The sequence below is a fragment of the Stenotrophomonas sp. 99219_Sma genome, from assembly GCF_056480785.1.
Genome location: NZ_CM151117.1, coordinates 4,398,861 through 4,417,874, shown reverse-complemented (window position 1 = coordinate 4,417,874; position 19,014 = coordinate 4,398,861). Strand labels below are relative to the sequence as shown.

Here is a 19,014-nt window from a genome sequence, read left to right as displayed (position 1 = left end):
CACGAACCGGAGGCGGCATCACGCCGCCCCCGGTGTCCTGCCTCAGTACGCGATCCAGGCGTCGCGCCACGCATAGCCGGTGCCCGGACGATAGGCATCGGCATTGATGTTGCACCAGGCGCCTTCCGGGAACGGGCGGCAGGCATACAGCTTGCCGTCAGTGCCCTTCACCACGGTCTCGCCCGGCTTGTAGCTGCCGAGGCCGGCCGGGTACACGAAGTCGAAGTCGCCGCCCGGCGGATCGACTGGATCGATCGGGCCCGGACCCGGCACCTGGGTTTCCAGCTGGAAGCGGTTGCCCGGCTTCAGGTACACGCGGTTGTCGGTGGCCGAGGCGACCGGCGTGATCACGCCGTTCTTCATCACGCCCACGCGCGCATGCTGTGCACTGGCATTGACCTTGCGGGCCAGGGCCAGCGGCCACTGCGTCGGGCTGGTCTGGCCAGCGGCCAGTTTGGTTTCCACGCGCTCCAGATCATTGCCGTTGGCATTGAACACACGCAGGGTCACGGTGCTGTCCACGTCCAGTGCGCCATTGGCGGTCACCGCGCCGGCATCCTGCCACTGCGGCGGCGGAACCACGCCACCGCCACCTTCGAAGCGCACGTCCATGCAGGTGTAGAACGCTTCCTGCGAATCCGAGCGCTGCCAGGTGTTGTAGATGATGTGCTGGCCAGTGCGCTTGGGCAGCGGGCAGTCCAGCTTGTAGACACCGCCTTCGGACAGCGGCACGTTGCCCAGGGTGCAGAATTCCTGCAGGTCGGCCCAGCGCAGCGGGCTGCCCGGCTGCCAACCGTCACGGGTGACGTAGAACTTCCACTCGCGGGTGGCGTGCGGCGCCGGCGCCAGGAATTCGAAGGTGTAGCGGCCACGCGAATCGGCGCGCATCGGCGTGGTCGGCCAGTCGCTGCGATTCAGATCGAGGCCGCGGTACTTGGGGATGCTGGCGCTGCACAGCTCGCCATCGCGCACCAGGTCGCGGTGGTTGCCATTGGCGTTGCCGTGGGCGATCGCGCTCCAGTCATAGAACGGCTGCGCGCCGCCGATGGCCTTGGCCGCGGCACAGGCCGGGTTGGTCGGGTTTTCCGGATTGCCTTCGTGGCACTGCTTCACGCGGCTGAGCGGCTTGGACATGGTGCCGTGGGCGAGGGCGCTGCCGGACAGGGCCAGGCCGGCAACGACGGACAGAGCGAGGACTGCCCGGTGGGACAGGTGCATGCAGGAACTCCTTTGCGAAGTGTGGGAAACCTCGCGCAGTCTTCACATGCAGGGCCGTCGGCAACATCGGACAAGTTTGAAATCGATGGCGGCTGTGTTCGATCTGCAACACGGTGCTCACTGTGCCGCCATCCGGGCGAAAGGCGGTGCACTGTGCACCGCCTCCCGCATCACTGCCTCAGTACGCGATCCACGCATCGCGCCATGCTGCACCCACGCCCGGCCGGTAGGCTTCGGCGTTGACGTTGCACCATGCACCTTCCGGGAACGGGCGGCAGGCATAAAGCTTGCCGTCGCCGCCCTTCACCACGGTCTGGCCCGGCACGTAGCTGCCGATACCGGCGGGATACACGTGGTCAAAATCACCGCCCGGTGATGGCGTGCCGGGGTCGGGCACCTGGGTATCGAGCTGGAAGCGGTTGCCATCCTTCAGGTACACGCGGTTGGCGGTGGCCGAGGCCGTCGGTGTGATCACGCCATTGCTGAGCACGCCCACGCGTGCGTGCTGGGCGCTGGTATTGACCTTGCGGGCCAGCGCCAACGGCCACTGCGCGGCCGCAGTCTGGCCACTGGCCAGGGTCGCTTCCACGCGTTCGACATCATTGCCGTTGGCGTTGAACACGCGCAACGCCAGGGTGGTGCCGACCGGCAGCTCGCCGCGCGCGGTGACCGGGCCGGCATCCTGCCACTGCGCTGCGGGCGGGGTGCTGCCACCGCCTCCTTCAAAGCGCACGTCGATGCAGGTGTAGAACGCTTCGGTCGAATCCGAGCGCTGCCAGGTGTTGTAGATCACATGCTGGCCGCTGCGCTGTGGCAGCGTGCACTGCAGCTTGTAGGTGCCATCGGCCGACAGCGGCGTGTTGCCCAGCGTGCAGAACTCCTGCAGATCGGCCCAGCGCAGCGGGCTGCCCGGTTGCCAGCCGTCGCGGGTGACGAAGAAGCGCCAGTCACGCGTGGCGTGCGGCGCGGTCGCCTTGAACACGAAGGTGAACTTGCCGCTGGCGTCTGGCTGGATCGGTGTGGTCTGCCAGTCGCTGCGGTTAACATCCAGCCCGCGGAAGGTCGGGTTGTTGCCGCTGCACAGCTTGCCATCGGGCACCACGGCCTGGTGGTTGCCGTTGGCGTTGGCCTGGTTGATGCCGTTCCAGTCGTAGAACGCCTGCGAACCGCCCACCGCTTTCGCGGCGGCGCAGGCCGGGTTGGTCGGGTTCTCCGGATTGCCCTGGAAACAGGCATAGACGCGGCTGACCGGCGTGGTCATGGTGCCGTGGGCGAATGCGTTGCCGGCCAGGCACAGGCCCGCAGCGGCGAACGAGGTGGCCAGCAACAGCGGTGTGGATCGGAATGACATGGCGCTTCCTTGTGGTCGTCGAAAGAGAACGGTGACCGCAGGAGCTGCGCTGCACGGCGGACTTTCGGCGGCACCACAGCGAGTATCGAGTCGCGATGCAGACTGAGGAACCACCGAAGCGCCGATCCGTGACTGGGGGTGTGAAGCCCTTCCCGCAGGCTTCACGCGGGACTGAACGGATGCGTTGGTGATCACGTCTTCGGCGTGGCATCGATCACGTCGTGGAGATCCTGCTACGTCGCCGGCATACCCACCCGGTCTGCCTGGCACGAGAAGCAGCCGTGGACCACGTTGTGCAGCTGCACGAAGGCCACGGCAGGGTCGGCAAACAGCGCGTCCAGCCGGGCGGCAACATCAGTGCCCGCGCTGATCTCTGCGGCCAGCATCAATGCAGCCTGGTCATAGGCGCGCAACGAGATCGTACGGCGCTGTACATAGGCGGGTACCTCGCCCGGCGGCAGCACGCAGCGCGTTACGCCACGCTGCACGAAGATCGGGCCCGAGGCGTGATAGGGCGAGTGCAGCGGCAGGTGCACATGGGACAACAGCAGCAGCTCGCTGCCGCTGGGCGGATCGCTCAGGCCGATCCGGCAGGGGTGTCCTCCTGTTTCGCCGGCCCAGCGACGCTGGATGCCGAGCGCAGCCAGCGCGGTGTCACTCTTCTCGAACAGGTGCTGGAAGGGGCGGTGGTCGAGGCCACCGAGGTACCACGCATGCATGGGCGTCTCCTTGGTTTTCCCGGATTCTGCGCACGCACCGGCCGTCATGCTCGCCGTTTTCAGACCCGGCATCGCCATCGGGCCAGGCAGTGCCACGGGGATCGCACCGCAAGGCGCTAAGATGCGCGCGCCGCCCCGGCCGATGAGCGCCGCATGTCCCTGGATTTCCCCACCATCACCGTGCTTGGCTTCCTGCTCTGCATCGGCATCGCCGTGGGGTTCTCATTGCTGCTGGTGGTGCTGCGCGGGCAACCGGTGCTGCGCCTGTGGACCGCCAGCCTGTGGCTGCTGACCCTGGGCGTGACCCTGCTTGCGCTGCGCCCCTACCTGCCGTTGGCGCCGGCCATACTGGCCGGTAATGCGGCGATGGCCGGTTGCGCGGTGCTGATGCTGCGCGGCGTGGCGCTGCATCTGGAACAGCCGCTGCCGCTGTGGCGGCCGTTGTTGTTGGCGGCCGCGTTCATGGCCTGCATCTTCGCCTTCCTGGTGTTCTGGCCGGACCTGGGCGTGCGCCTGCAGGTGTTCAGTGTGTTCACGCTGCTGGTCGATGGCTGGATCGCATGGCTGCTGCTGCGGCATGCCCCCGTGCAGCAGCGCACCAGCTGCCGTCTGGCGGCGGCGGTGTTCCTGGCCGAGGCGGCACTGTACGCGGTGCGCCTGTTCCTGCCGGTGGCGCCCGATGCCGGTGAGGACATCATGCGCACCGGCACGCCGATGTTCGTCACCTACATTGCCGGGGTGATGCTGGAGCTGGCGCGATGTTTCGCGATGGTGCTGCTGCTGGTCGAGCGAATGCTGGTCGATCTGCGGCGTGCGGCACGCACCGATGGCCTGACCGGGCTGCTCAACCGCAGCGCGGTGCTGGCCGATGGCCAGGCGCAGTTGCAGCGGCTGCGTCGGCAGGGCCGGCCGCTGGCCCTGTTGCTGGTCGACGTCGATCACTTCAAGCAGATCAACGACCGCTGGGGCCACCTGGCCGGTGACCAGGTACTGCGTCACTTCGCTGCGCTGCTGCAGCATGGTTTGCAGGGCCACGACACGCTGCTGGGCCGCTACGGTGGCGAGGAGTTCGTGCTGGTGCTGGCCGGCAGCACACAGGGTGAAGCGATGGCGTGGGCCGCCGCGATCCGTACCGCTCTGCAGCAGAAGCCGGCGCGGCTGGGCACCGGGCCGGTGACGGTCACCGCCAGCATCGGCCTGGCCATGGACGACGGCCATGGCGACCTGTCCACGCTGCTGGCAGCGGCGGATGCGGCGCTGTACCGGGCCAAGGCCGCAGGCCGCGACCGCCTGGCCTGCGCCACGCCCGCGGAGATTTCGCGTCTGCCCATCGCCGACGACGCCGTGCCCGTGTAAGTTGAGTCACATCTTCCGCGGCAGCCCGTCGTGGTTGCCAGGAACGTCCTCCAGGGGAAACGAGCACGATGCAAAGACACCACCTCGCGTTGGCCGCAGCGTTGGCCAGCCTGATGCTTGCCGGTTGCAGCCAGTCACCGTCACCCGGCGCCGAAAGCGCCAGCGATGCACCCAGCCGCCGTTTCGGCACGATCGACTTCCAGCCCTGCACGTTGTCCACCGAAGGCGCCAGCGCCAACGTGGAAGCGCAGTGCGCCACCCTGCAGGTGCCGGAAGACCGGGCCCAGCCCGATGGCCGACGTATTGGCCTGCGCATCGCCTGGCTGGAATCGGGCAGCAGCGGCTCCAGCCAGCCCGATCCGGTGTTCTTCCTGGCCGGTGGCCCCGGCCAGGCGGCCAGCGAAGTGGCGGTCATCGTCGATACCGCGCTGCGCCAGGTGCGCAAGCAGCGCGACATCTTCCTTGTCGACCAGCGGGGTACCGGTGGCTCCAACCCGCTCAGCTGCCTCGGCGCGGACGGTAAGGACCTGCAGATGGACGAGGACGCCGCTCCCACCGAGGCGTCGCTGCGCGACTACGCGCAGCGCTGCGCGGCCTCGCTGCAGGGGCGTGCCGATGCCCGCTTCTACACCACCACCGAAGCCATCGCCGACCTGGATGCGGTACGCCAGGCCTTGGGCGTGGACCGGATCAACCTGGTCGGCGGCTCCTACGGTACCCGCGTGGCCCAGCGCTATGCCGGTGCCTATCCGCAGCACACCCGCAGCATCGTCATCGATGGCGTAGTGCCCAATGAACTGGTGGTGGGCGGCGACTTCGCCACGACGTTCGAGGATGCGATCGCCCTGCAGTCGGCGCAGTGCCGCAAGGATGCCGCCTGCAGCAAACGCTTCCCGACCGACACCCGCGCGCAGCTGCGCAGCGTGGTCGAGACCCTGCGCCGTGCGCCGGTCTCGGTGGAGTATCGCGACCCAGGCACCAACCAGACCCGGCAGGATGTGCTGAGTCCGGACAGCGTGATCGGCCTGGCGTTCGCCTTCTCCTATGTGCCGCAGTATTCCTCGCTGCTGCCGCTGGTGCTCGATGAAGCCGCGCATGGCCGCTATGCACCGCTGGCGTCGCTGGCACGCGGTGCGAACCGCAGCATGGATTTCCAGATCAACCGAGGCATGCAGTGGTCGGTGATCTGCAGCGAGGATGCGCCGCGTTACAAGGCGCCGGCCGAGGACCCGGAGCGACTGTTCGGCAACGACGTGGCCAGTGCCTTCTTCGCGGCCTGCCCGGTATGGCCGCACCAGCCGGCGCCAGCGGCCAATGCCGTGCCGCTGCGCAGCGACGTACCGGCGCTGCTGCTGTCCGGTGAACTCGACCCGGTGACGCCACCGCGCTATGCCGAACAGGTCCTCAAGGGCCTGCCCAATGGCCGCGCGCTGGTCGCCCGCGGCCAGGGCCACGGCACGCTGAGTGCTGGCTGCATGCCGCGCCTGCTCGGCCAGTTCATCGACAAGACCGATGCCAAGGCGCTGGATGCCGGCTGCCTGGACACGCTGAGCTACGTGCCGGCGTTCACCTCGTTCAACGGATGGGAACCATGATCGTCGCCGACAACCTGCACAAGGCTTTCGACACCCGCACCGGCCGCATCCAGGCGGTCTCCAATGTCGGCTTCCGCGCCGAGGACGGCCGCATCACCGGCCTGCTGGGCCCCAATGGTGCCGGCAAGACCACCACCATGCGCATGCTGTACACGCTGATGACCCCGGACCAGGGCAGCATCAGCGTCGATGGTGTCGATGCCGCACGCAATCCGGTGGAAGTACGCCGCCACCTTGGCGTGCTGCCCGATGCGCGTGGCGTCTACAAGCGCCTGACCGCGTGCGAGAACATCGCCTACTTCGGCGAGCTGCATGGCCTGTCGGCCGAGCGCATCCGCGAACGCATCGAAGTGCTGTCGCATGCCCTGGACATGGGTGACATCCTCGACCGCCAGACCGATGGCTTCTCGCAGGGCCAGCGCACCAAGACCGCGATCGCCCGCGCGCTGGTGCACGACCCGCGCAACGTCATTCTGGATGAGCCGACCAACGGCCTGGACGTGATGACCACGCGCGCACTGCGCCGCTTCCTGCTGGGCCTGCGCGAAGAGGGCCGCTGCGTGATCCTGTCCAGCCACATCATGCAGGAGGTGGCCGCGCTGTGCGATCACATCGTGATCATCGCCAAGGGCACGGTGATGGCTGCCGGCAGCGCCGATGAACTGCGTGCGCAAGCCGGCGAATCCAACCTGGAAGACGCGTTCGTGAAACTGATCGGCAGCGAAGAGGGCCTGCACGCATGAGCATGATGTCGACCCTGATGACGGTGATGCGCAAGGAACTGCGCGACCTTTCCCGTGATCGCCGCACGCTGCTGCTGACCCTGCTGTTCGGGCCGCTGCTGTACCCGGTGCTGCTGCTGGGCATGGGCAAGCTGGCCGAGAGCCGGGTACGCACCCAGATCGAGCAGCCGCTGCAGATTCCGACCATCGGTGCGGAGAACGCCCCCAACCTGGTGCGTTTCCTCGCCGCGCAGGGGCTGAACACCGCACCTGCACCGAAGGACCTGGCCGAGGCCATCCGCAGCCAGGAGATCGACGTGGCGCTGCGCATCAGCGATGACTTCGGCAAGGACTGGGCCGATGGCAAGCCGGCGCTGGTGGAGGTGATCAAGGACAGTACCCGTCGTGCCGCCGAAGTGCCCAGCGCACGTCTGGAGGCGGCACTGGCCACCTACAACGGCCAGGTGGGGGCACTGCGATTGATGGCGCGCGGCATCGACGCACAGGTGGCGCGGCCGCTGGATGTGGCGCGCCAGGACCTGGCCAGTGCCGAGGCCAAGCGCGGCATGATCCTGTCGATGCTGCTGCCGGTGCTGCTCACGCTGACCTCGTTCATCGGCGGCGCCTATCTGGTGATGGATGCCACCGCCGGCGAGCGCGAGCGGCAGTCACTGGAACCGCTGCTGGCCACGCCCGGCTCGCGCAGCGCGATCGTCAGCGGCAAGATCGCTGCTGCCTGCGTGGTCGGGTTCGTATCGCTGCTGCTGACCCTGGTGGCGTTCAAGGTGAGCGCACAGATCGCGCCCGGCAACATCGGCCGCCAGTTCAACATGAACGTCGGTTCGATGCTGCAGATGCTGCTGGTGATGCTGCCGATGCTGATGATCGGCACCTCGCTGCTGACCTTCCTGTCGGCCGCGGCCAAGAGCATGAAGGAAGCGCAGAGCCACATGACCTGGCTGATGCTGCTGCCGATGATGCCTGGCTACGCACTGGTGGCCTATCCGCTGAAGAGCGAGCTGTGGCAGTACGCGGTGCCGTTCCTGTCGCAGAACCAGATGCTGCTGAAGGTGATCCGCCACGAGACGATCACGCCTGCGGTGTGGGCGATCTATCTCGGCGCCAGCCTTGGCCTGGCCGCAGTGCTATGGTTCGCCGCCGTGCGCCGTTACCACAACGAGCGTCTGGCGATCTCGGGCTGACTGCAAAAAGGGGACGGAGGGGATTAAGTCGTTTTTAACCCTCCGCCCCCTTTTTCTGAGGGCGCCCCCGCTTGCGCAGCACCACGGGGCGGCCCAGTGTCTGTTCCACCATCCGCAGGTAAGCTGCATTTCCCAACGGATGCTGCCCGGCACTGTGCGCGCGTATTGCCGGCAGGTCGGCGGACGCGTTCACGTCCCGCAGGAACTGCGCATAGAGCGTCGTCCGCTGTCGCTTGATCGAGGCCAGTGCCTGAAAGGCGGGGTGTTCTGTCAGCATCGGATCATCGCGGCGCTGCAGGTTTCCATGCACGCTCGACCATGGGTGATCTTCCGGGGCGCCTGTCCTGCCTGCACGAACCGGATTGAGTTCGATGTAGCGATAAACGCTGAGCAGATAGGCGTCGCTGTCCACCATCGAAGAATGGAAGCGGCCCTGCCAGAGTGGTCCGCTGCGCTCATGCCGCTGATTGAACGCCTGGACATAGTTGTTGCCCTGCATCCGCATCGCGTTGGCCAAGCCGGCCTGAGTGGAGGGTGTGGCCAATAGATGGACGTGATTGCCCATCAATACATAGGCATGCAGCGCGACCTGATGCTTCAGGAAGGCGCTGTGCAAAAGGTGCAGAAACAGCTGGCGGTCGATATCGTCAACGAAGATCGCCCCCTTGTTCACACCGCGCTGGGTTACGTGATACGGCTGTTCGGCCAACATCAGGCGTGCTTGTCGAGGCATGGCAGTTCAGGGGGTTCAAGGAATCATCAGCCTGCCGCCTCCGTGACCGCGAAGGGCATCAGGCGATGCCGCGAGTTGATGTGGGGGAGGGCAGAAGCGACTTAATCCCCTCCGTCCCCTTTTCCATACCGCGCAGGCGTCACCCCCATCTCGCGCTTGAACACGGCGATGAAGGCACTGGGTGTGTCGTAGCCCATCGACAGCGCGACGCTGATCACCGGCTCGCCGGACAGCAGGCGTGGCAGTGCCAGCAGCACCCGCAGGCGTTGCCGCCACTGGCTTGGCGACAGGCCGGTCTCGGCCAGCCAATGGCGGGCGAGGCTGCGGCTGGACAGACCGCTGCTGGCGGCCCAGTCCTCGATGCTGCGGTTGTCGTGCGGTGCGCGCGCCAGTGCGGCGGCAAGTTTCTGCAGTCGCCGGTCACGCGGTTGTGGCAGGGCAAGCGGCAGAGGCTTGCTGGCGGCAATCTCATCGGCGATCACACCGGCCAGTCGTGCCTGTGTGGCATCCAGTGGAACATGCGGCCACTGCAGCGCCCGAATCACCGCGGCCTGCAGCAGCGGCCCCGGCTGGAAGATGCGAGGGGCTGCAGGCAGGTCGGTGCAGGCCTGCGCGCTGAAGTACAGGCTCCAGCCGTCGAACGCACTGGTACTGGCCAGTGCGTGGGGCAGCGAAGGTGGTATCCAGGCGACATGACCCGCCGGCAGCAGCCAGTGCAGGTCGCCGACCTCGATCCGCAGCAGGCCCTGATGTGCACCCAGCAGCTGCCCGCGGGCGTGCTGGTGGCGTGCCGTGCGGCGCGGACCCGGCAGGCGCAGCTGCGCCCCCAGCAATGCAGGCCCGTCGGCGGCATTGGCCAGCGCCGGGTCAATCAATGCGGTGGTTGTCTGATCTGCCATATCAATTGGCAGTTATACGGCAGAAACGTCGCGTCCGGGCTCCGACACTGGAGCCCACTTCAACGGAGCGCTTCCCCATGCAGCCACAGGACATTCTTCCGGACCATCAGAACGAGGTGCAGGTAAATGGCCTCACCGTGCGCAAGGGCAGCGTGGGTGCTTTCCTGGCCAGCGTCCGCGACTGGCAGGATCCCGCCAGCGATGATGCCACCCGCGCCACAGCCGAATCTGACCTGCGTGCGTTGCTGCCGGGCCTGCACGCGCTGGGCCTGTTCCAGGTGCTGGCTGCGCGCGATCCGGCGCTGCAGCGCCTGATTGATGGCGCTGCCTGAAACGGACAAGGCCCGGACGGACCGGGCCTTGGCGTCATGGAGGTGGCAGAAACGACTTAATCCCCTCCGTCCCCTTTTTTGCGGTCAGCCGCCCGGTGCGAACACCAGGGTGCGGCGGGTGGTGACCGGCGCGTTGACCGGCTCGAAGCGCCAGCGCTTGACCGCGTTCAGGGCTTCGCGGTCGAAGGTCCGTCCCGACGTCGCGCGCAGCACGCGGGCGCTGACCACTGAGCCGTCGGTACCGACGGTGATCTCCACCAGCACTTCGCCCGACGTTCCCGAACGCAGTGCCTCGGCCGGATAGCGCGGCGCCGGCGTGCTGACCGGGCGGAGGGTGGGAGCTGCCGCGGCGGCTGCCTGGCGTGCGGCGCTGGCCTGTTGGGCGGCGGCCTGCTGCTGTTTCTGTTCGGCATCGCGACGGGCCGCGGCCTGGCGCTCCGCCTCCTGGCGCTCGTTGTCGCGGCGTGCGGCATCCTGCTGCGCGGCAATCTGCTTGGCCGCATCGGCTTCCTTGGCGCGCTGCTCGGTCAGGCGCTGCTGTTCGGCCTGCTGCTTGGTCCGGTCTTCGGCGTCCTTCTTGGCCTTCTCGGCTTCGGTCTCGCTGCGCTTGGCCGCATTTTCCACGCCCTTGGCCAGGCCTTCCTTCAGGCGCGGCAGGGCGGGAGCGGAGGCGTCCACCTTCTCGATCAGTGCCACCAGGCGCTGCGCCTCGGTGTAGTCCTCGCGGCCCAGGTGCTGCTCGGCGGCGATCAGGGTGTAGGGCAGCAGGTCGGTCAGCGCGCTCTTCACCGACGCGTCGTCCGGTGTCTTGTCGCGCAGGGCGAGGTAGTACTCGATGGCGTTGTCGCCGGCCGGCGCGTACATGCGGTTCTCGCGCAGTGCCTGGCTGGCCGATTCACGCAGCTGTTCGGTGCCCATGGACTGCACCTTGGCGGCGACCACCGGTGCGGCCGGTGCAGCAGCGGCGGGTGCGGCGGCCGGGGCCGGTGCTGCAGATTCTTCCTTTCCCGAGCAGGCGGCCAGCGCCAGTGCCAAAGCAACCGGCAGCCACCGGCGCGCGGCGGTGATCGTTGAGACGTGCGACATCCTGCTCCCCTCTAGAAGACGACGTGACGTAAATCATTGATACGCATGGCCGGGACCTGTGGTCCGGGCGCGGAACGATGACGTTTCCCGACGCCACCGCCGGCAACGGCGAGGGTGCAATCTAGCATCCCGGCCACCGCCGCGTACAAGGGGCAGGGGCCGGGATGGGGCAGCGGCGAAGGACCGCTGCCGGTTGCCGCATCAGTGGTCGTGCGACTTGCTGTGGCTGTTGGACATCAGCTTGTCGGTCCAGGCAATACCGATCGCCGACAGGATGAACACGCAGTGGATGATGGTCTGCCACAGCACGCCTTCCTGGGTCATGGTCGTGCAGGTATCGACACCAGCGTTGTAGAAGCTGGTCGAAGCCGACGACACTGCTGCTGCCCATTGTTCCGGCTTGCACAGCGGCAGTCCCTTCAGCGCGCTGGTGGCGATGAAAGTCTTCAGCAGGTGGATCGAGGAGATGCCGATGATCGCCATTGCCAGCTTCACCTTCAGCACGCTGGCGTTGACGTGGCTCAGCCATTCCGGCTGGTCCGGGTGGCCTTCCAGGCGCAGGCGCGAGACGAAGGTCTCGTAGCCACCGACGATCACCATCACCAGCAGGTTGGAGATCATCACCACGTCGATCAGGCCCAGCACGATCAGCATGATCTGCTGTTCGCCCATCGAGACCGAGTGGGACAGCAGGTGCCACAGTTCCTTGCCGAACAGGAACACGTAGACGCACTGGGCAAGGATCAGGCCCAGGTACAGCGGCAGCTGCAGCCAGCGCGAGGCGAAGATCAGCGAGGACAACGGGGACAGGGGGCGAGGACTGTGGCTCATGCAGGACAGTGCGTTTCGGGGGAGCCGCGAGGTTACCGGCCCGTCGTGACGGTGCCAACCCAACTCTCGCACTAGACTTCAGGTTCCTTTCCGCACCCCGAGCCGCCGCCATGATCGACCTGTATTACTGGCCCACCCCGAACGGCCACAAAGTGACCCTGCTGCTGGAAGAAGCCGGCCTGGAGTACCGCATCCATCCGGTCAACATCGGCTCGGGCGACCAGTTCAAGCCGGAATTCCTTGCGATCTCGCCGAACAACAAGATGCCTGCGATTGTCGACCACGCCCCGGCCGATGGCGGCGCCCCGCAGAGCGTGTTCGAGTCCGGCGCGATCCTGCTGTATCTGGCCGAGAAGACCGGCCAGTTCCTGCCCAGCGACCCGCGCGGCCGCGTCACCACCCTGGAGTGGCTGTTCTGGCAGATGGCTGGCCTGGGTCCGATGAGCGGCCAGATGGGCCACTTCAATGTGTATGCGCCGGAGAAGATCCCGTATGCGATCGAGCGCTATGACAACGAAGTGCGCCGCCTGCACGGGGTGATGGACAAGCGCCTGGCCCAGCACGCCTTCCTGGCCGGGGACGAGTACACCATCGCCGACATGGCCAGCTACCCGTGGATCGGCGCCTACGACAAGCTGCCGGTGGATTTCGCCGCGTTCCCGAACCTCAAGCGCTGGCACGAAGCGATTGCTGCACGCCCGGCCACCCAGCGCGCCTATGCCCTGCGCCAGCAGGTGAACCCCAACGCCGGCAAGCCGCTCAGCGACGAAGAGCGCAAGCACCTGTTCGGCCAGCGTTGACCCGGAACGGTGGGTGCCGACCGTTGGTCGGCATGCCTCATGGGCAGAAGGTCATGCTGCCTTCCCGCACCGGCTTGGTTAGGATGGAGGCTGACCGCCCCGCGTCCATCGCGGTGGCGGACCTGCCGTTTGCCGGGATCCTCCATGCGCCACCTGTTCGCTTCGCTCGCCCTCATGCTCGCCACCAGTACCGCCGCCCACGCTGAAAAGCTGACCCTGGAAGCCATCACCGGCCCGCTGCCGCTTTCCGGCCCGACCCTGATGAAGCCGAAGGTCGCCCCCGATGGTTCGCAGGTCAGCTTCCTGCGCGGCAAGGACAGCGACCGCAACCAGCTGGACCTGTGGACCTATGACATCGGCAGCGGCCAGACCCGCCTGCTGGTGGATTCGAAGGTGGTGCTGCCCGGCACCGAGACCCTCAGCGATGAGGAAAAGGCCCGCCGCGAGCGCCAGCGCATCGCCGCGATGACCGGTATCGTCGATTACCAGTGGTCGCCGGACGCGCAGCGCCTGCTGTTCCCGTTGGGCGGCGAGCTGTACCTGTACGACCTCAAGCAGCAGGGCCAGGCCGCAGTGCGCCAGCTGACCCACGGTGAAGGATTCGCCACCGACGCCAAGCTGTCGCCCAAGGGCGGTTTCGTCAGCTTCATCCGCGGCCGCAACCTGTGGGTGATCGACCTGGCCAGCGGCAAGCAGCTGCAGCTCACCCGCGACGGCAGCACCACCATCGGCAACGGCGTGGCCGAGTTCGTCGCCGACGAGGAAATGGACCGCCACACCGGCTACTGGTGGGCGCCGGATGATTCGGCCATCGCCTTCGCGCGCATCGATGAAGCACCGGTGCCGGTGCAGAAGCGCTACGAGGTCTACGCCGACCGCACCGACGTGATCGAGCAGCGTTACCCGGCCGCGGGCGACGCCAACGTGCGCGTGCAGCTGGGCGTGATCGCACCGGCCGCCGATGCGCAGCCGCGCTGGGTCGACCTCGGCAAGGAACAGGACATTTATCTGGCTCGTGTCGATTGGCGCGATGCGCAGCACCTGAGCTTCCAGCGCCAGTCGCGCGACCAGAAGCAGCTGGACCTGGTGGAAGTGGCGCTCGATTCCAATCGCCAGCGCGTGCTCGCCCACGAGACCAGCCCGACCTGGGTGCCGTTGCACAACAGCCTGCGTTTCCTCGATGACGGCAGCGTGCTGTGGTCGTCCGAGCGCACCGGTTTCCAGCATCTGTACCGCATCGACAGCAAGGGCAAGGCCACCGCGTTGACCCACGGCAACTGGCCGGTGGACGAACTGCTGGCGGTCGATGAGAAGGCTGGCAAGGCCTACTTCCGCGCCGGCATCGAGACCTCGCGCGAAAGCCAGATCTACGCGGTGTCGCTGCAGGGCGGTGAGCCGCAGCGCCTGTCCAAGGCACCGGGCATGCACAGCGCCAGCTTCGCCCGCAATGCCAGCGTCTATGTCGACAGCTGGTCCAACAGCACGACGCCGCCGCAGATCGAACTGTTCCGCGCCAATGGCGAGAAGATCGCCACCCTGCTCGAGAACGATCTGGCGGACCCGAAGCATCCGTATGCGCGTTACCGCGATGCACAGCGCCCGATCGAGTTCGGCACGCTGACCGCGGCCGACGGCAAGACCCCGCTCAACTACAGCCTGATCAAGCCGGCCGGCTTCGATCCGTCCAAGCGCTACCCGGTGGCGGTGTACGTCTACGGTGGCCCGGCCAGCCAGACCGTCACCGACAGCTGGCCCGGCCGTGGCGACCACCTGTTCAACCAGTACCTGGCCCAGCAGGGCTACGTGGTGTTCTCGCTGGACAACCGCGGCACCCCGCGACGTGGCCGTGACTTCGGTGGCGCGTTGTACGGCAAGCAGGGCACGGTGGAAGTGACCGACCAGCTGCGCGGCGTGACCTGGCTGAAGCAGCAATCGTGGGTGGACCCGGCGCGCATCGGCGTGCAGGGCTGGTCCAACGGTGGCTACATGACCCTGATGCTGCTGGCCAAGGCCTCGAACCAGTACGCCTGTGGCGTGGCCGGTGCGCCGGTGACCGATTGGGGCCTGTACGACAGCCACTACACCGAACGCTACATGGATCTGCCGGCGCGCAACGAAGCGGGTTACCGCGAAGCGCGCGTGCTGACCCATATCGACGGCCTGCGCTCGCCGCTGCTGCTGATCCACGGCATGGCCGACGACAACGTCTTGTTCACCAATTCCACCAGCCTGATGAGCGCGTTGCAGAAGCGTGCACAGCCGTTCGAGCTGATGACCTACCCGGGTGCCAAGCATGGCCTGTCCGGCGCCGATGCCCTGCATCGCTACCGCGTGGCCGAAGCCTTCCTGGGACGCTGCCTGAAACCCTGATCCACAGCCGGGAAGGAGCCCGCCATGACCCTGCCACCACCGATTCCCACCCCTGGACAGGCCTCCACCGGTTGGTGGTGCCGTCATTGGCGCTGGGCGATGCCGTTGACGGTGGTGCTGGTGCTGGGCGGCGCCGGTGGCGTGGTGACCTGGAGCGTGCTGCGCTGGAGCGAGGCGGCACGCGAGAGCCCGCCGATGCGCGAAGCGTTGCGCCGCGCGGGCTGCAGCATCGAACTGGTGGAAGCCTTTGGCGAGCCGCTGCATATCGAATCGATGCCGCTGGGCAGCATGCAGACCGCGATGAACGGCCAGCGCGACGTCGGCCTGACCGTTGCGCTGGAAGGACCGCATGCGCACGGCCGGCTGTTCGTGCAGGGCAGCCGTCGCGATGAAGTCTGGGATTACCCGGTGATGTATGTACTGGCCGAAGACAAGCAGACCTTCGACCTGACTGCACTGGATGACGACGAGGCTGCGGGGGAGTGCGAGCTGCAGGCCTGCCGTGAGCGTGGCGAATGCCCGCTGACCGCCGCGCTGTGACCGCAGGTCGCGCGGCCGGGTAAGGGCGGCCATGTAGAGTCGACTGTTAGTTGTGATCTCTCTGTAGGTTGTTCATCCGGGACATCTTTGGAAAATGGTGGTTACCACACCGTTCCAGTCCCCAAAGAGCCCGGATGAACAATCATAAAAATGCCCGTTTGACGCCGTTTAGTCGAGCGCTTCTGGTCCGCCGCATCCTCCACGAGGGCCTACGCCCGGAAGAAGCAGCTCAAGCGTGTGGCGTAAGTGTGCGTACGGCCTACAAGTGGCTGGCCCGATTCCGCCAGTTCGGGGCACCGGGCCTGGAAAACCGCAGCTCACGGCCTCACCAGACGCCGCATGCCACACCTGCTCCGGTAGTCGAGCAAATCAAGGAGCACCGCCGTAAACGGCAGACCTACCTGACCATCTCCAAGGCGCTGGGGGTCGGCCACAGTACGATTTCAAGGCTGATGCGCGCCCACGGCCTCAATCGGTTGTGTCGGCTTGATCCGCCCAAGGAGGTGATCCGATACGAATACGATCAGCCCGGAGGGCTGCTGCATCTGGACATCAAGAAGCTGGGCAACTTCCAGCGGCCAGGGCACAGAACCGATGCCAAGCGCAGGGGAAACGCCGCCGGCGGTGGCTGGGGCTACGTCCACGTGGCCATCGACGATCACTCCCGGGTCGCCTTCAGCAGCGTCCACCCCAACGAACAGGGCGAAACCGCCTGTCAGGCGTTGCTGGGCGCTCTGGAGTACTACGCCAGCCTGGGAATCACCTTCAAGCGGATCCTGACCGACAACGGTGCCTGCTATCGCTCTACCGCCTTTGCCAAGCTGCTCAAATCCCTTGGGATCAAGCACATCAGAACCAAGCCCTACACGCCGCGGACCAATGGCAAAGCCGAGCGCTTCATCCAGACCAGCCTGCGCGAGTGGGCTTACGCCTGCGAGTACGCATCCTCGGACCAGCGCAATTCCGTGTTGAACCAATGGCTGCACCACTACAACTGGCACCGTCCCCATATGGCGATCGGCGGCCAGCCACCTATCTCAAGAGTACGGCTGAACAACGTAGTGGGTTTACACAGTTAGTCGACTGCTCTCCACAAGACGCCTGAAAACCCCGCGCTGCGCGCGATAGTCGACTGACAGTCGACTCTACCCATCAGCCGCGCCGTGACCTCCAGCCGATTGTCGCCATCGCCGTGAGCGCGTAAGTTGCGGGCAACCCTTTGCTGGAGTGTCCCATGAAGCCGATTGCGCTCGCTGTTGCCCTGGCCCTGACTGCCGCCCCGTTGCTGTCCGCACCGCCGGCCCTGGCCGCGCCGGCTGCCAAGGCCGCGACTCCCGCCAGCCCTGCCTGGGTCGCCCGCAGCAATGCACTGGCGCAGATCCTGCTTGATGCACAGGGTCCGTTCCAGCCGGAGGAAACCGGCTTCTTCGGCGTTCCCGGCTACGACGACAAGGTGGCCGACCTCGGCCCGGACAACGGCAAGCGCTACCGCGCCGCGATGGCCAAGGCCCGCGACGAACTGAAGGCGAAGCTGGCCACCGAGCAGGATTCCAATGTCCGCCAGGACCTGGAGATCATGATCCACGCCGCCAGCCAGAACATCGAAGGCAGCGAGCTCAACGAGAAGTACCTGTTGCCGTGGAGCGATGCGCCGCAGACGGTGTTCAGCGGCCTCAACCTGCTGCTGTCCGACCAGGTGCCGGCCGAGCGCCGGGCCAAGGCGCTCGACCGCCTCAAGGCCTACGCCGGCCTGCAGCCGGGCGGCACCGCGTTCACCACGCTGGCGCGCCAGCGCTATGAAGAGCGCTTGAAGGACAGCAGCCTGCTGCAGCCGACGAAGATCGAAGTGCAGCAGTCGCTGGACAACGTCGAGACCTACATCACCGGTATCGAGTCGCTGCTGAAGAAGTACCAGATCGCCGGTGCCGATGAAGCAATGAAGGCGCTGGCCGGGCAGATGAAGGACTACGCCACCTGGACGCGCACGACCGTGCTGCCGAAGGCACGCGCCGACGCACGCCTGCCGGCGCCGCTGTACGCCTACCAGCTCAAGCAGGTCGGCATCGACATCGACCCGAAGCTGTTGATGCAGCGCGCGCAGCTGGAGTTCATGGAAACCCGATCGGCGATGCAGCAGCTGGCGCCGCTGGTGGCGAAGGACAAGGGCCTGAAGGTGGCCGACCCGAGCGACCCGGTGGCGGTGATCCGCGCGCTGAAGGCTGACAAGATCGCCGACGATCATCTGGAAGGCCACTACCGCAAGGTGATCGACGCGATCGATCCGCTGATCCGCGAGCACGCCATCGTCGACGTGCCCAAGCGTGCCATGCAGATGCGACTGGGTTCGGCCGCCGAGAGCGCCGCCAGCCCGGCGCCGCACTTCCTGCCGGCGCCGCTGGTCAACAACACCGGGCAGCAGGGCACCTTCGTGCTGCCGCTGGGCAATCCGGCCGCCGGTCCGGGTGCGCAGTACGACGACTTCAACTTCGGCGCGGCGGCGTGGACGCTGAGCGCGCATGAAGGCCGCCCCGGCCACGAGCTGCAGTTCACCGCCATGGTCGAGCGCGGCGTCTCGCTGGCACGCACGATGTTCGCGTTCAATTCGGTGAACGTGGAAGGCTGGGCGCTGTATGCCGAAGCCGAGATGGTGCCGTACGAGCCGCTGGACGGGCAGATGATCGCCCTGCAGTTCCGCCTGCTGCGGGCTGCGCGCGCGATGCTGGACCCGATGCTCAACCTCGGCCTGACCGACCGCGCCAACGGCGAGCGCGTGCTGATCGAGCAGGTCGGCCTGTCCAAGGCGATGGCCACCCAGGAACTGGATCGCTACATGGTGCGCATGCCGGGCCAGGCCGGCAGCTATTTCTACGGCTACACCCGCATCCTGGAACTGCGCATGCAGACCGAGCTGGCACTGGGCGCGAAGTTCGACCGCCTGGCGTTCAACAACTTCCTGCTCGACCAGGGCCTGCTGCCGCCGGACCAGCTGGCCGATGCGGTGAACAAGGTGTTCGTGCCGAAGTACAAGCGCTGAGCATCACCGGTAGTGCCGGCCACTGGCCGGCAATCGCCGTTGGTAGATGCCGACCTTGGTCGGCGCTGTGGGTTTCGTGCCAACCAAGGTTGGCACCTACCAGAGCGATGCGTCGGTTGTTGCAGGGGTAGCGCCGGCCGCTGGCCGGCAATTGCCGTTGGTAGATGCCGACCTTGGTCGGCGCTGTGGGTTTCGTGCCAACCAAGGTTGGCACCTACCAGAGCGA

At 66.7% G+C, this 19,014-nt stretch carries 17 protein-coding genes; 10 read left to right on the top strand and 7 right to left on the bottom strand.

Annotated elements, in window-relative coordinates:
- Positions 1 to 42: 42 nt before the first annotated feature.
- From ACZK13_RS20145 to ACZK13_RS20135, 3 genes are all read right to left on the bottom strand, one after another.
- Positions 43 to 1,218, bottom strand: a complete 1,176-nt coding sequence (locus ACZK13_RS20145; RefSeq protein ID WP_253143689.1) for a lytic polysaccharide monooxygenase — start codon at positions 1,216 to 1,218, stop codon at positions 43 to 45.
- A gap of 178 nt (positions 1,219 to 1,396) precedes the next feature.
- On the bottom strand, positions 1,397 to 2,569 hold the full coding sequence (locus ACZK13_RS20140; RefSeq protein WP_253143690.1) for a lytic polysaccharide monooxygenase: 1,173 nt from the start codon (positions 2,567 to 2,569) through the stop codon (positions 1,397 to 1,399).
- 233 nt (positions 2,570 to 2,802) lie between these two features.
- Positions 2,803 to 3,288: a DUF1203 domain-containing protein gene (locus ACZK13_RS20135; protein ID WP_253143691.1), complete on the bottom strand. Its 486-nt coding sequence runs from the start codon at positions 3,286 to 3,288 to the stop codon at positions 2,803 to 2,805.
- A 153-nt stretch (positions 3,289 to 3,441) separates the two neighbouring features.
- On the opposite strand from ACZK13_RS20135, the gene ACZK13_RS20130 reads away from it, so the two are divergent.
- The 4 genes from ACZK13_RS20130 (at position 3,442) to ACZK13_RS20115 (ending at position 8,163) form a co-directional block, all read left to right on the top strand.
- Entirely contained in the window at positions 3,442 to 4,644 is a 1,203-nt protein-coding gene (locus ACZK13_RS20130) for a GGDEF domain-containing protein (RefSeq protein WP_125895401.1), read from the top strand.
- 68 nt (positions 4,645 to 4,712) lie between these two features.
- Positions 4,713 to 6,239, top strand: a complete 1,527-nt coding sequence (locus ACZK13_RS20125) for an alpha/beta hydrolase (protein WP_197615696.1) — start codon at positions 4,713 to 4,715, stop codon at positions 6,237 to 6,239.
- Positions 6,236 to 6,982 (top strand): ABC transporter ATP-binding protein, encoded by a 747-nt coding sequence (locus ACZK13_RS20120; protein WP_253143692.1) that lies wholly within the window; start codon positions 6,236 to 6,238, stop codon positions 6,980 to 6,982. The genes ACZK13_RS20125 and ACZK13_RS20120 overlap by 4 nt, the downstream gene beginning before the upstream one ends.
- On the top strand, positions 6,979 to 8,163 hold the full coding sequence (locus tag ACZK13_RS20115) for an ABC transporter permease (RefSeq protein ID WP_125895402.1): 1,185 nt from the start codon (positions 6,979 to 6,981) through the stop codon (positions 8,161 to 8,163). Before ACZK13_RS20120 ends, ACZK13_RS20115 begins: the two co-directional genes overlap by 4 nt.
- 34 nt (positions 8,164 to 8,197) lie before the next feature.
- Here the strand turns inward: ACZK13_RS20115 and ACZK13_RS20110 are convergent, their stop codons facing one another.
- A complete protein-coding gene (locus ACZK13_RS20110) occupies positions 8,198 to 8,896 on the bottom strand; it encodes a transposase (protein ID WP_253143693.1) in 699 nt (232 codons plus the stop codon).
- Between the two features lie 101 nt (positions 8,897 to 8,997).
- Positions 8,998 to 9,795: an AraC family transcriptional regulator gene (locus ACZK13_RS20105; RefSeq protein WP_071228552.1), complete on the bottom strand. Its 798-nt coding sequence runs from the start codon at positions 9,793 to 9,795 to the stop codon at positions 8,998 to 9,000.
- Positions 9,796 to 9,872: 77 nt separating this feature from the next.
- On the opposite strand from ACZK13_RS20105, the gene ACZK13_RS20100 reads away from it, so the two are divergent.
- Complete coding sequence (locus ACZK13_RS20100; protein WP_125895405.1) at positions 9,873 to 10,127, top strand: hypothetical protein; 255 nt, start codon at positions 9,873 to 9,875, stop codon at positions 10,125 to 10,127.
- Positions 10,128 to 10,211: 84 nt separating this feature from the next.
- Here the strand turns inward: ACZK13_RS20100 and ACZK13_RS20095 are convergent, their stop codons facing one another.
- On the bottom strand, positions 10,212 to 11,213 hold the full coding sequence (locus ACZK13_RS20095) for an energy transducer TonB (protein ID WP_125895406.1): 1,002 nt from the start codon (positions 11,211 to 11,213) through the stop codon (positions 10,212 to 10,214).
- 201 nt (positions 11,214 to 11,414) lie between these two features.
- Complete coding sequence (locus tag ACZK13_RS20090; RefSeq protein WP_032129129.1) at positions 11,415 to 12,044, bottom strand: TIGR00645 family protein; 630 nt, start codon at positions 12,042 to 12,044, stop codon at positions 11,415 to 11,417.
- 110 nt (positions 12,045 to 12,154) lie between these two features.
- Here ACZK13_RS20090 and ACZK13_RS20085 point away from each other — a divergent pair, with 110 nt between their 5' ends.
- The 5 genes from ACZK13_RS20085 to ACZK13_RS20065 all read left to right on the top strand — a co-directional run bounded on the left by ACZK13_RS20085 (position 12,155) and on the right by ACZK13_RS20065 (position 18,788).
- Complete coding sequence (locus tag ACZK13_RS20085) at positions 12,155 to 12,844, top strand: glutathione binding-like protein (RefSeq protein ID WP_180844648.1); 690 nt, start codon at positions 12,155 to 12,157, stop codon at positions 12,842 to 12,844.
- A 144-nt stretch (positions 12,845 to 12,988) separates the two neighbouring features.
- Entirely contained in the window at positions 12,989 to 15,214 is a 2,226-nt protein-coding gene (locus ACZK13_RS20080; RefSeq protein WP_032129127.1) for a S9 family peptidase, read from the top strand.
- A gap of 24 nt (positions 15,215 to 15,238) precedes the next feature.
- On the top strand, positions 15,239 to 15,754 hold the full coding sequence (locus ACZK13_RS20075) for a cytochrome c oxidase assembly factor Coa1 family protein (protein WP_180838683.1): 516 nt from the start codon (positions 15,239 to 15,241) through the stop codon (positions 15,752 to 15,754).
- Positions 15,755 to 15,888: 134 nt separating this feature from the next.
- Positions 15,889 to 16,833 carry an IS481-like element ISStma3 family transposase gene (locus ACZK13_RS20070; RefSeq protein WP_012510977.1) on the top strand — a complete coding sequence of 315 codons (945 nt, stop codon included), beginning with the start codon at positions 15,889 to 15,891 and terminating at the stop codon, positions 16,831 to 16,833.
- A 155-nt stretch (positions 16,834 to 16,988) separates the two neighbouring features.
- A complete protein-coding gene (locus ACZK13_RS20065) occupies positions 16,989 to 18,788 on the top strand; it encodes a DUF885 domain-containing protein (protein WP_253144163.1) in 1,800 nt (599 codons plus the stop codon).
- Positions 18,789 to 19,014 lie beyond the last annotated feature (226 nt).

Excerpts from the sequence above, each read along its gene's own strand:
- ACZK13_RS20145 (WP_253143689.1), bottom strand. The coding sequence starts at position 1,218 with ATGCACCTGTCCCACCGGGCAGTCCTCGCTCTGTCCGTCGTTGCCGGC.
- ACZK13_RS20140 (WP_253143690.1), bottom strand. The coding sequence starts at position 2,569 with ATGTCATTCCGATCCACACCGCTGTTGCTGGCCACCTCGTTCGCCGCT.
- ACZK13_RS20135 (WP_253143691.1), bottom strand. The coding sequence starts at position 3,288 with ATGCATGCGTGGTACCTCGGTGGCCTCGACCACCGCCCCTTCCAGCAC.
- ACZK13_RS20130 (WP_125895401.1), top strand. The coding sequence starts at position 3,442 with ATGTCCCTGGATTTCCCCACCATCACCGTGCTTGGCTTCCTGCTCTGC.
- ACZK13_RS20125 (WP_197615696.1), top strand. The coding sequence starts at position 4,713 with ATGCAAAGACACCACCTCGCGTTGGCCGCAGCGTTGGCCAGCCTGATG.
- ACZK13_RS20120 (WP_253143692.1), top strand. The coding sequence starts at position 6,236 with ATGATCGTCGCCGACAACCTGCACAAGGCTTTCGACACCCGCACCGGC.
- ACZK13_RS20115 (WP_125895402.1), top strand. The coding sequence starts at position 6,979 with ATGAGCATGATGTCGACCCTGATGACGGTGATGCGCAAGGAACTGCGC.
- ACZK13_RS20110 (WP_253143693.1), bottom strand. The coding sequence starts at position 8,896 with ATGCCTCGACAAGCACGCCTGATGTTGGCCGAACAGCCGTATCACGTA.
- ACZK13_RS20105 (WP_071228552.1), bottom strand. The coding sequence starts at position 9,795 with ATGGCAGATCAGACAACCACCGCATTGATTGACCCGGCGCTGGCCAAT.
- ACZK13_RS20100 (WP_125895405.1), top strand. The coding sequence starts at position 9,873 with ATGCAGCCACAGGACATTCTTCCGGACCATCAGAACGAGGTGCAGGTA.
- ACZK13_RS20095 (WP_125895406.1), bottom strand. The coding sequence starts at position 11,213 with ATGTCGCACGTCTCAACGATCACCGCCGCGCGCCGGTGGCTGCCGGTT.
- ACZK13_RS20090 (WP_032129129.1), bottom strand. The coding sequence starts at position 12,044 with ATGAGCCACAGTCCTCGCCCCCTGTCCCCGTTGTCCTCGCTGATCTTC.
- ACZK13_RS20085 (WP_180844648.1), top strand. The coding sequence starts at position 12,155 with ATGATCGACCTGTATTACTGGCCCACCCCGAACGGCCACAAAGTGACC.
- ACZK13_RS20080 (WP_032129127.1), top strand. The coding sequence starts at position 12,989 with ATGCGCCACCTGTTCGCTTCGCTCGCCCTCATGCTCGCCACCAGTACC.
- ACZK13_RS20075 (WP_180838683.1), top strand. The coding sequence starts at position 15,239 with ATGACCCTGCCACCACCGATTCCCACCCCTGGACAGGCCTCCACCGGT.
- ACZK13_RS20070 (WP_012510977.1), top strand. The coding sequence starts at position 15,889 with ATGAACAATCATAAAAATGCCCGTTTGACGCCGTTTAGTCGAGCGCTT.
- ACZK13_RS20065 (WP_253144163.1), top strand. The coding sequence starts at position 16,989 with ATGAAGCCGATTGCGCTCGCTGTTGCCCTGGCCCTGACTGCCGCCCCG.